A 10,948-nucleotide genomic window follows, 5' to 3' on the forward strand; every position below is an offset into this window, starting at 1 on the left:
ACTTCTTTATACAGAGAATAGGTTTAAAAAATGGTCGAATTAATCATGAGATCACTACAAAAACAGGATGGAAATGGTGTCTATGGACTTGAAAAAACTACGTTACTTTATTGCAGTGGCGGAGGAATTGCATTTCAACCGCGCTGCAAAAAAATTGAATATAACCCAACCTCCCTTGAGCCAGCAAATTCAAAATCTTGAGGAAGAACTCGGCGTGAAGCTTTTGGAGCGAACCAAGAGACAGGTTCGACTTACGTCAGCAGGAACGATATTTTTGGAGGAATCCAGAAACATGGTTTCACAATTGGAACGATCTATTAAGGTGACACAACTTGCAAGTCAAGGAAAAATTGGACATTTGTCTATCGCATTTGTTGATTCGGCAGTTGGTGGTATGATGGTCAACGTTTTAAAGCGATTTCGGGAGCGTTTTCCTGATGTGCAGCTTACTCTATCTGAAATGACATCTGCCCAACAATTGAAAGCTTTACACGATGGAAAAATCCATGTTGGTTTCCTTCGTGTGCTAGATCCGTCCAAACATATCACCTCTCGACTTTACAGCAACGAAACACTCATTGCCGTATTACCCGAAATGCATCCGTTAGCCTTACATCCAACTGTGTCTCTACATTCTTTGGCGGACGAACCTTTTATCTTGTCTCCGCATCATATGGGGGCTTCTTTTCATGACCTCATTATAGATTGTTGCAGGCAGCATGGATTTCAGCCCCACATCGTGCAGGAAGCTGTTCAAATGTATACCATTGTTAATCTGGTAGCTGCGGGTATAGGCATTTCAATTGTTCCCTCTTCGGTTTCTGTTTTTCAACGTAGTGATGTCGTATTCCGGCTATTTAACGAAGATACACCGCGAGTCCCTTTGTATGCGTCCTGGAAAACAGATATGAGTGAGACCATTCTGACTAATTTCCTAGAAGTGATGGAGGAAACAGCCAATAGTCAGACAGGCAACCTTGTGTAAACCCTATAATCTTAACCGGTTTTACTTGGATCAAACTCAACAACGCCATTTAAAATGTTATTTATTTGCCTCATGACCTCAGGATCTAGGCAGACACCTGCAGCTTTTACGTTTTCCTCTACCTGCTCGGGCTTTGAGGCGCCAATAATAGCTGAGGACACATGTGGGTTTTGCAGAACCCACGCTACCGCAAGCTGTGGCAGCGTCAAACCGCATTCCTTAGCGATCGGCTGGATTCGTTCTACTGCCTGAAGGACTTCTTGATGTAACCACTGTCCGGCCAAACGTTTGAAGAATCCCGAACCTGCTGTCGTAGAAGCTCGGGAGCCCTCTGGTATCGGCTTGTCTGGTGCATATTTACCGGAAAGAGTACCCTGCGCCAGTGGTGACCAGACAACCTGCCCAATTCCTTCACGCTCACAAGCGGGAATAACTTCGGCTTCAATAATACGCCACAGCATGGAATATTGGGGTTGACTGGCCACAAAGGGAACTTTCATTTCCCTCGCCAAAGTTGCTCCAAGCTTTATCTGTTCTGCTGTCCACTCACTTACCCCTATATACAGAACTTTTCCCTGCCGAACCAAATCGGAAAATGCCAAAAAGGTTTCTTCAAGTGATACGGTCGCATCAAATCGGTGTGCATAATAAACATCAATATAATCCGTTTGCAATCTTCGAAGCGAAGCATTGCAGGCCTCCATGATATGTTTACGGGACAGCCCTCTATCGTTATGTCCAGGACCGGTTGGATGGAAGACCTTCGTGTACAATTCAATACTTTCACGACGTATCCCCTTTAAAGACTCACCTAGAACAGATTCCGCCCTCGTCTCCGAATAAGCATCAGCTGTATCGAATGTTGTAATCCCGGAGTCAAGTGCAGCATGTACACAAGCTTGTGCTGTTGCTTCATCCACTTGTGCACCGTGGGTTATCCAGTTACCCAATGCTATCTCGCTTACCAATAAGCCGCTTTTGCCAAGTTTCCGATATTTCATTTTAATTCCTCCCTTCAATATAAATCTGATTATAACAAGTGTTATTTAATATTAAAAATATATAATACACACCTTATTAATTCGAAAAATGTATTATTTTAATATGTGATTGCCTTCCCTCCTTTTAAAGAGTCCTAAGAGATTCCTTGTGTAACGGTAAGTTTATATGAGGTGTAGGTCAGACACGTAAATACATTCTTTCAATTAACTAATTTGCGCTTACGTAGTTTTAAGGTTCGTGTAAGGTTTAAATTAAAAGGGTGTAAGATGGGTAAATTATAATTGCTTTAATAGGAGTTAACAGGAGGCAATTATGAAACCCATATTAAAAGCTATAAATGTGCAAAAAGTATTTGGTGTCAAAGGTAACGTATATAAAGCGTTGGAAGATATTAATTTAGAGATACAAGAAGGTGAATTTGTTGGGATCATGGGTCCATCAGGTGCCGGCAAATCAACACTGCTCAATATATTATCAACCATTGATATGCCATCATCAGGCGATATTATTATCGATGACCAGAATATTATCCAAATGACAGAGGAACAATTATCCGACTTCCGCCGCAATAAGCTAGGATTTATTTTTCAAGATTACAACTTACTTGATACGTTAACGGTCAAAGAAAACATTGTACTGCCACTTGCCCTGTCAAAGGTGCCTGCAAAGGAAATCGAACAACGCGTCAATGTAGTGGCTGATACATTTGGGATTGGGGAAATTCTAGATAAATATCCCTACCATATATCCGGTGGTCAAAAACAGCGAACAGCAGCTTCTCGAGCGATTATTGCAAATCCGAGCTTAATTCTGGCTGATGAGCCAACAGGTGCACTAGACTCGAAATCTGCTACAGATTTACTCGAAAGCTTAAGCTCATTAAACGAAAAAAACAAATCAACCATTATGATGGTTACTCACGATGTATATGCAGCTAGCTTCGCTAAGAGAGTTTTATTTATAAAAGATGGTCAGATTTTTACGGAAATTCATAAAGGACAGATGCCGCGCAAGGAGTTCTTTCGCAGAATATTAGATATTCTCGCTTCCCTCGGAGGTGGAGATCATGACGCTATTTAGCATTGCAAGAAAAACGATTAGGCAAAATTTTAGCAACTATTTTCTCTATTTTGCATCGATGATATTTAGCATTGTGATTTACTTTGTATTCGTGTCATTAAAGTACGATCAGACGATTCAGGCTACTTCTGACACATCACCTAAAATCAACTCCGTATTTAGCGGGGCGGCAGTCGTTTTAATTATTTTCGTAGCTGTTTTTATTTGGTATTCCAACTCCTTCTTTACACGCAAACGTAAAAAAGAAGTGGGACTGTACTCACTACTTGGTGTACGCAAGAAGCAAATAGGTCGCATGCTCTTTTATGAAAACTTCATCATGGGAGTTCTGGCCCTTATTGTCGGAATTCTGTTGGGTTCGGTCTTGTCGAAGTTTTTTGTGACGATTCTAATGAAGATCATGGGGTATAATGCCATTGTGAATTTCACCATTTCTCTAGAAGCGATCATAAATACGATTATTGTGTTTACGATCATTACGCTTATTACATCGTTTCATGGCTACCGATTAATTTATCGTTTTAAATTAATTGAACTATTTCAGGCAGATAAAGAAGGTGAACAAGAACCGAAAACTTCTTTTATCATAGCCTTGCTATCCGTTGTACTCATCGGAATCGGTTATTGGCTCGCGTTACAGAACATGCTAGATTCAGCGATATGGCGGAAAATAGGGTTCCTAGTTACGCCGCTCATCATAATAATTACCGTGATACTAGGTACGTATCTCTTATTTAGTAGTTTAACTGTGTATTTATTAAAGGTATCAAGAAAGAACAAAAAGAAATATTGGAACGGAATTAACTTAATCGGGACATCTCAGCTTTTATTTAGAATTAAAGGTAATGCACGTACACTGACCATTATCGCAGTGCTTAGTGCAACGACATTAACAGCTGTTGGAGCAGCCTATAGTTTGTATTACAACAACAGAAGTAATGTGGAAACGGCTGACCCGAGTAGCATCAGCTTTATTGCGGAAGACAACAACATAGCTGAACAAGTAAATGCCATGATTACAAACAGTAAAGATCATGACCTTATCTACCATGAGACGATTTCCACCCTTCAAGTAGATGCAGACGTAACCAATCTAAATAGTAAGTTCTATAGTGATGAAATGATCTATACCGTGGTTTCAAACCGTGATTTCAATACAATAGCTAAAGTGCAAGGAAGAAATGATGTGCTTTCACTACAAGCAAATGAAGCAGCTGTTTTAGATGCCATGTACTCAGAACAGATGTCGCCTGAATATGTCGGTTCAACGATTTCTTTAAAGGTAAATGATCGCCAAGAGAATGTTACATTTAGCAATTTGAAGAAGTATAGTATTTTCAATTATCGCACTGCGGGTACTACGGTTGTTGTCAGTGATAAGTTATTTGCCGGTTTAGCAAAAGAAATCAAACGAGAAGATATGCATTTGTATAAAATCACAAATGAAGATGATGCTGAGCAGTTAACAAAGGATGTTCGAACGATCATGCCAGATGAAGCAAGGTTTTCTAGTTTCTATGCGGATTATGCTGCGGGCCTAGAATCATCAGGATTAATGATTTTTATGGGCGGATTCTTAGGGTTAGTATTCCTTACAGCAACAGGAAGCATCATCTATTTCAAACAATTAACAGAAGCGAACTCTGACAAAGAGCGTTATGAAATTTTGCATAAAATCGGTGTGAATAAAAAGGAAATACGATTAGTTATTGCCAAACAAATGGTATTCATCTTTGGTTTACCTTTGATTGCAGGAATAGCCCATTGTGCTGTGGCATTAACGGCTTTATCGAGATTATTACAAATCAGCTTAGTTGTACCAGTGATGATCTGTATGGGCGTATACACATGTATTTACATCGCTTATTACTTCTTGACAGTCAATGCTTACTACAAGACAGTGACGAAAACAAAATAAAGGATAGTAAAGGGGAAAAATAATGAAAAAGTTAATCATATTTGTATCCGTAATACTTGTGATGGTAGTTGGGGCTTTCTTTTTTTTGCAAAATGTTAATATAAACAGAATAGGTACAGACAATTATTATGTTCAAATTAAAGGGATGGGTGAGAAAATAGAAAGTAAATCAAGTAGTGGGGAGAAATTCGTAACTTATGAATACACCTTACCCGCCTTTAATGAAGATGGGCAAGAAAAAACGTTTACTTTTACAAGTAACAAGCAACTTCGTGAGGAAGCCTATTTAAATTTGTTTGTGAAAGACGAAAAAGTGAAGTCCTATAAAGAAGTTAAAATAGAAGATATTTCTAATGAGGCTAAGGAAAAGCTAAAATGAATCCATCCATATCTCAAAAACAAAGAATTGTTTCATTAGATATTATTCGTGGTCTCGCATTATTCGGCATCATGTTTATCAATGTAAAGGGATATATGCTCATCATGGAAGGAACATTAATACCTGAATACAGTGGTGTTAATACAAATGATTTATAGTACTGTGTGGTTTAAATTCTTTAAGATGGGACCATTAGAGAGAGTATGGCGGTTTATGACATATGGGAAAAATGGAAGAGTTAGAAAAATGAAAAATGAAGTTCACTCTATAGCGAAGCATAATTAAAAGTGAAGGACTTAGTTATCCCGATTTAAGGTAACTAAGTCTTTTTCATTATGAAACAACATCTAAAACGTGCTGTCATTTCGAGTATTATTGTTTAAACTGGCGTACCTATGCTATATACTTACTAACACAGAGGAATTTGGGCGAAGGAGTCATGATATGTCACAAAAAAATACGAAGGTTTTAATTATAGATGATGAAGAAGACATCCTAAGAATTTTGAAAACAGTGTTAACAAAAGAAGGAATAGATCATATCTATACTTCGACAACAGTGAGTGACGGATTTATGCAGTTCCAGGAAAAAAAGCCTGACATTGTTTTGCTGGATATTATGCTACCCGATGGAGAAGGTTATGACGTTTGTAAACAAATAAGAAGTATTTCTAACGTGCCCATTTTGTTCTTATCCGCAAAAACAGAGGAAATTGACAAAATTTTAGGATTTGCTATTGGTGGTGATGACTATATTGTAAAGCCGTTTAGCCCCAAAGAAGTGGCTTATCGTGTAAAAGCACAATTACGTAGAGCTGATTATATCCAGGCTGATAAGGAAGAAGACACTCTATTGAAAGCAGGTCCCTTCGAATTAAATGAACAAAGAGCAGAATTAAAAAAGAATGGTGAAAACATTGAACTAAGGCCAAAAGAACTTGGCTTGATATCGTATCTTCTTAAGAACGCGAATCGAATTATTAGTAAAGAAAGCCTCTGCGACCATGTGTGGGGGGAAGATTTTATAGGCTTTGATAATACGGTTATGGTACACATTCGGAGGTTAAGGGAGAAAATTGAGGAACAACCTTCAAACCCCCAATATCTAATTACAGTAAAAGGCTTGGGATATAAACTTGTTATAAGGGACGAATAATCCATGAAATGGTGGTTAACTGGAAGATATTTATTATCGGTTGTGTTGGTAGTCATACTAGTACTTATTATTAATATTGTGATTGTAGTGGGTTTGCTCATCGCCCAGGCTGTATCTCAGAAGCCTATTTTTCATACCACAGAGATATCTGCGGAAGACTTTACGACAGGATTCCGTGATTATATAGCGATGGCTAATAATCAGGTGACAATCAGTGAAAAAGGAAAAAAAGAGCTTGAAGCCAAAAAGGCCTGGATACAAATATTAGACGAAAATGGCAAGCAAATATACGGCTATAGATTGCCAGAAGAGGTAAAGAAGAAATATACGCCATTAGAAGCGATTCAAATGTACAAATATAAGGAAGTTGATGGACAAACCACTGTTTTTGTTAGTGGAAAAGAAATGAATAAAAAATACTACAGTTTTTTTATTGGTCTTGAAGATCCTAATATCGGTAAATATGTCTTGTCATATGATTACCGGGACATCTTCCATATGTTCAAAGTAGGCAGCCTCATTTTTATAATTATTGATGGATTTATTGCTTTATTGATCGGATATTTATTCAGTAAAAGGCTTACCAAGCCATTAAACTCATTAATTGATGGGATCAAAAGGTTGGCAAATAAAGAATACAACATAAATTATGAACCTAAAGGAATCTACAAAGAAGTTTTTTACAATGTTAATTATTTGTCAAATGAGCTAAGAGTGAACGAAAATGAGCGAAAAAAACTGGATAAAATGAAGGAAGAGTGGATTTCGAATATCTCTCATGATATTAAAACACCGTTAGCTTCCATCTTAGGTTATGCCGAAATGATGAAAGATGCAGAATATCAATTTTCAATAGAAGAAATGATGGAATATGCTGAAATCATTGAAAGTAAATCACTATATATGAATGAGGTTATCGAGGATTTAAACTTAACCACAAGATTGAAAAACAAAGAATTGTCTTTAAATAATAAGACGATTAATATGGTGACTCTTCTACGGAATATGGTGATTGATATTTTGAATGACGCCAAGTATTCCGATAGACACATTGAATTTCAGTGTGATCAAGAAACGATTGCAATAGATGTTGATGAGATTCTCATTCGGAGAGCGATAAGTAATCTGATCTATAATGCGATTGTTCATAATGATAATAATGTAAACATCGTTGTCCGTATTGAAAAGAAGGAACGGATACACATCATCATTCAAGATGATGGAAAAGGCATACAGAAAAAAGAGTTGGAAAGAATTTTTGATCGGTATTATCGGGGAACAAATACTGGGGAGTTACATAAAGGCTCCGGTCTTGGCATGGCTATTGCAAATGATGTTATTCGGGTACACGGTGGAGAAATTAAAATTAATAGTGTAGTGGGTTACGGAACAACGATTGAAATTGTATTTCCCCTAAATGAAAGTGTAAATGTCTGAATAACCGAGAGTCTTCCGCAATTCGATTTGTGAAAGCTCTTTTTTTTTGTGGCCCAAATCACATGGCTTCTGAATTCGGATATTCCTCACAATATTGTTCTTTCAATATTTCATATTAACAAACAATGACTATAAGTAAATGGACCCAATCTTCCGATAAAAAAGAGTACTAAAGAAATAGAAGGTTGGAGATGAGAGCAAGTGGGATTAACTAAAGGTCAAGGGAACAAAAGCATCAGAAATATGTCTTTAAGAGTCAAGCTGCCGCTACTTATAAGTATGTTGGTGGCGATCGTATTAATCAGTTCTAGCTTTTCCACGTATCTGATTAGCTCTGAGTTATTGCTCAAGAAAAGTACAGATGAAGTAGTGGCCAATGCGAATCGGCTGGGTGAAGGCTTAGATAGCTCAGTTCAATTGTTGGAGCAGACCTCGCATTTGTTTGCAGTTAATGGCACGTTTCGCAAATTACTTGTCCTAAGAAGTGAGAATGAAATGTCGGATGACGAATTCTTCTCTAAGAATAATGAAGCGTATACGCAATCTCTTGATCTATTACGGGAAAGCTTGGAGGTGACACAAGGCATTCAATCTTTGACCGTAACGGATACTAAGGGAATTATTGTCGCAAGTAGCACCCCAGATAGTGTCAAATCAGATCGCTCAGATCGTGGATATTTGAAAGAGGCACTAAAGGGAAATTTCAATATTAGCGAAGCGATCATATCAAGAACAACAAACACTCTAATTTCTGTGTTTACACAGCCTATTAAAGATAGTAAGGGTCAAGTTATAGGTGCCTTTCTCGTAACGGTTGACACTTCTTTTTTCGTGGAGAAATTGGATGACATCCAAATTAATAGTGAGGGAAAGATTTCTATAGTCGATCGTCAAGGCACATATATTTATGAATCCACAGACAAGAGTCTAATTGGTAAAAAGATAGATGCGGAGAAATATTCACAAGCCATTAGTGCAAAAGCGACTAAAGGTGTTGTTACGGGGACTATTGATGAGCCGCTAAGTTATGTGCACTATACTAAAATTCCAGAGGCGGATTGGTCGGTTATTGTAGAGGATAGCTACAAGGATATTGAAAGACCTCTTGAACAGCTTCTACAATACATTATTATCGCAACATTAGTAGCGGTTATGATCGCTGTAGCTTGTGGTATATTGGTATCTCGTGCGATCACGAAACCGATTCTTCGATTAACCGACTTATTCAAAAGGTTAGCTTCGGGGGATTTAACGGTATCAGCGGAAGGTAAGTACAATAGCGAATTCAAAGATCTAGCAGATAGCTTCAACGGCATGGTAGAGCAGAATAAAACACTCATTGGTAATATGAATGCTTCAATAGAAGTATTAACCTTTAGTACAGCGGAGCTCGAATCAAACTCTAAGCAGACATCTCGTTCCGTTAATGAGACTTCAACCACAACGATGGAGATTGCTAAGGCTATGGAGTCACAGGCTCATGACACGGAACATATGGTCGGGAAGTTCAGCCAACTAGGTGATAAGATTGTTACTATTAATCATAGAGCACAGACGGTAAAAGGCAGTACGGAAGCGATAATGGAAGTGTTCCACAGTAGTAAAGAGGTTATAGATAATCTTATGGATAACAACCGTAAGAATGAAGAAGAAGTCCACATCATCTCATCTATTACATTGAAGCTAGAGGAGAGCTCTAAGAATATTAGTAACATCACTGGGGCGATCTCAGCCATTGCTAAACAAACAAATCTTCTAGCCCTCAACGCTTCTATAGAAGCTGCAAGAGCAGGAGAACACGGAAAAGGTTTTGCGGTAGTGGCTACGGAGATTCGGAAATTAGCAGAGCAAAGCTCTAAACAATCCAATGAAATCTATGATATTATTCAGCAGACATTGTCGTTCGTGTCGGAGAACAACGATAGCGTGTTAGAAATTAAAGGAATTTCAGAAAAGCAGGATGAGTATGTAAATCATACGCAGTCCGCGTTTCAAACGATTGTAGAGAACGTCGTTGAAATTACAGAACAGATCAAAGAGATGGCTAATGAGATAACTTTAATGGAGCAAGACAAAAATGAGGTGTTGGATGCTACGCAGGGGTTGTCTGCTTCAGGTGAAGAAGTATCAGCATCGGTTGAGGAAGTGACAGCAACGATGTATGAGCAATCCTCAATGGTTCAGCAGCTTGCTGATATGGTAGGAACAATTGATCAGCTTAGCCTTGAATTGAAGGAAGCTGTATCAAAGTTCAAAATGAAATAAAAGACCAGGTTCCATTGCGCAAAAAATTAATATGATCAACGGTCCATAATGACATTAACGATTCAGTATTTTAATGTCATGTGGGTCTTTTTCTGTTATGCGTGATCAGAGCTGAAACCCTTGATATTTCTAGATTTTTAGTTGAAAAAATAAGAAGTCGATGATAGTTATATCTAATATATGGTTATATAATATATTGATAACTGAGGCTTTCTTTAATGTAATTAGAAGATGAACTTTACTTACCAAAGAGGAAGGTAAACAAAATGCTCTTGATTATCTAAATGCGAGGTGGAGAAATCATCTATGAAATTGTATGTAACCGTTAAAAGCTTGGGTAAACGTAAGAATGTACTGACCAAAATTGGAATAGAACTTCCAGTCGTTCCCACAACACTGAGGGAGCTCATTACGGAAGTGGTTAATGTTAATGTTCAGGAGTTAAAGGATAAGCAACAAAGCACTCAGCTGATACCATTCTTAACAGGAGCGGAGATCGAGGCGCGTGGAGAGAATGGAAAAGTAGGTTTCGGGTCGGTGTATAACGAACAGAGTCCTGATGTCGCGAAGGCAGTAGAGACGGCATTATTAGCTTTTGAAGATGGGTTATACAAAGTATTTATTCGAGAAGAAGAGAATAGTCTTTTGGAAGCACCACTTAAGCTTATGGAAGAAGATGAGATTGTATTTATCAGGTTCACAATGCTGGCTGGAAGCTTATGGTGAA

Annotated in this window: 11 protein-coding genes; 10 read left to right on the forward strand and 1 reads right to left on the reverse strand. The window is 38.0% G+C overall.

Features of this window, described 5'->3' with window-relative positions:
- Positions 1-82 precede the first annotated feature (82 nt).
- On the forward strand, positions 83-985 hold the full coding sequence (locus PGLA_RS04155; RefSeq protein WP_068529128.1) for a LysR substrate-binding domain-containing protein: 903 nt from the start codon (positions 83-85) through the stop codon (positions 983-985).
- Between the two features lie 11 nt (positions 986-996).
- Here the strand turns inward: PGLA_RS04155 and PGLA_RS04160 are convergent, their stop codons facing one another.
- Positions 997-1,986 (reverse strand): aldo/keto reductase family protein, encoded by a 990-nt coding sequence (locus tag PGLA_RS04160; RefSeq protein WP_068529131.1) that lies wholly within the window; start codon positions 1,984-1,986, stop codon positions 997-999.
- 313 nt (positions 1,987-2,299) lie between these two features.
- Here PGLA_RS04160 and PGLA_RS04165 point away from each other — a divergent pair, with 313 nt between their 5' ends.
- The 9 genes from PGLA_RS04165 (at position 2,300) to PGLA_RS04195 (ending at position 10,947) form a co-directional block, all read left to right on the forward strand.
- On the forward strand, positions 2,300-3,067 hold the full coding sequence (locus PGLA_RS04165) for an ABC transporter ATP-binding protein (RefSeq protein ID WP_068529134.1): 768 nt from the start codon (positions 2,300-2,302) through the stop codon (positions 3,065-3,067).
- A complete protein-coding gene (locus PGLA_RS04170) occupies positions 3,054-4,985 on the forward strand; it encodes an ABC transporter permease (RefSeq protein ID WP_068529136.1) in 1,932 nt (643 codons plus the stop codon). The genes PGLA_RS04165 and PGLA_RS04170 overlap by 14 nt, the downstream gene beginning before the upstream one ends.
- Positions 4,986-5,007: 22 nt before the next feature.
- Positions 5,008-5,364: a YxeA family protein gene (locus PGLA_RS04175; RefSeq protein ID WP_068529139.1), complete on the forward strand. Its 357-nt coding sequence runs from the start codon at positions 5,008-5,010 to the stop codon at positions 5,362-5,364.
- On the forward strand, positions 5,361-5,522 hold the full coding sequence (locus PGLA_RS27835; protein WP_161487837.1) for a hypothetical protein: 162 nt from the start codon (positions 5,361-5,363) through the stop codon (positions 5,520-5,522). The genes PGLA_RS04175 and PGLA_RS27835 overlap by 4 nt, the downstream gene beginning before the upstream one ends.
- Positions 5,512-5,649, forward strand: coding sequence for a DUF418 domain-containing protein (locus PGLA_RS26520; protein ID WP_084410713.1), 138 nt, complete (start codon positions 5,512-5,514; stop codon positions 5,647-5,649). Before PGLA_RS27835 ends, PGLA_RS26520 begins: the two co-directional genes overlap by 11 nt.
- A gap of 159 nt (positions 5,650-5,808) precedes the next feature.
- Positions 5,809-6,519, forward strand: a complete 711-nt coding sequence (locus tag PGLA_RS04180) for a response regulator transcription factor (protein ID WP_068529142.1) — start codon at positions 5,809-5,811, stop codon at positions 6,517-6,519.
- Between the two features lie 3 nt (positions 6,520-6,522).
- A complete protein-coding gene (locus tag PGLA_RS04185; protein ID WP_068529145.1) occupies positions 6,523-7,956 on the forward strand; it encodes a sensor histidine kinase in 1,434 nt (477 codons plus the stop codon).
- A gap of 201 nt (positions 7,957-8,157) precedes the next feature.
- Complete coding sequence (locus PGLA_RS04190) at positions 8,158-10,221, forward strand: methyl-accepting chemotaxis protein (protein ID WP_245699697.1); 2,064 nt, start codon at positions 8,158-8,160, stop codon at positions 10,219-10,221.
- A gap of 306 nt (positions 10,222-10,527) precedes the next feature.
- The gene (locus PGLA_RS04195; protein WP_068529148.1) at positions 10,528-10,947 is read left to right on the forward strand and encodes a hypothetical protein; all 420 of its coding nucleotides are present in this window, start codon (positions 10,528-10,530) and stop codon (positions 10,945-10,947) included.
- Position 10,948 lies beyond the last annotated feature (1 nt).

This window comes from Paenibacillus glacialis, assembly GCF_001637205.1.
GTDB lineage: Bacteria > Bacillota > Bacilli > Paenibacillales > Paenibacillaceae > Paenibacillus_AQ > Paenibacillus_AQ glacialis.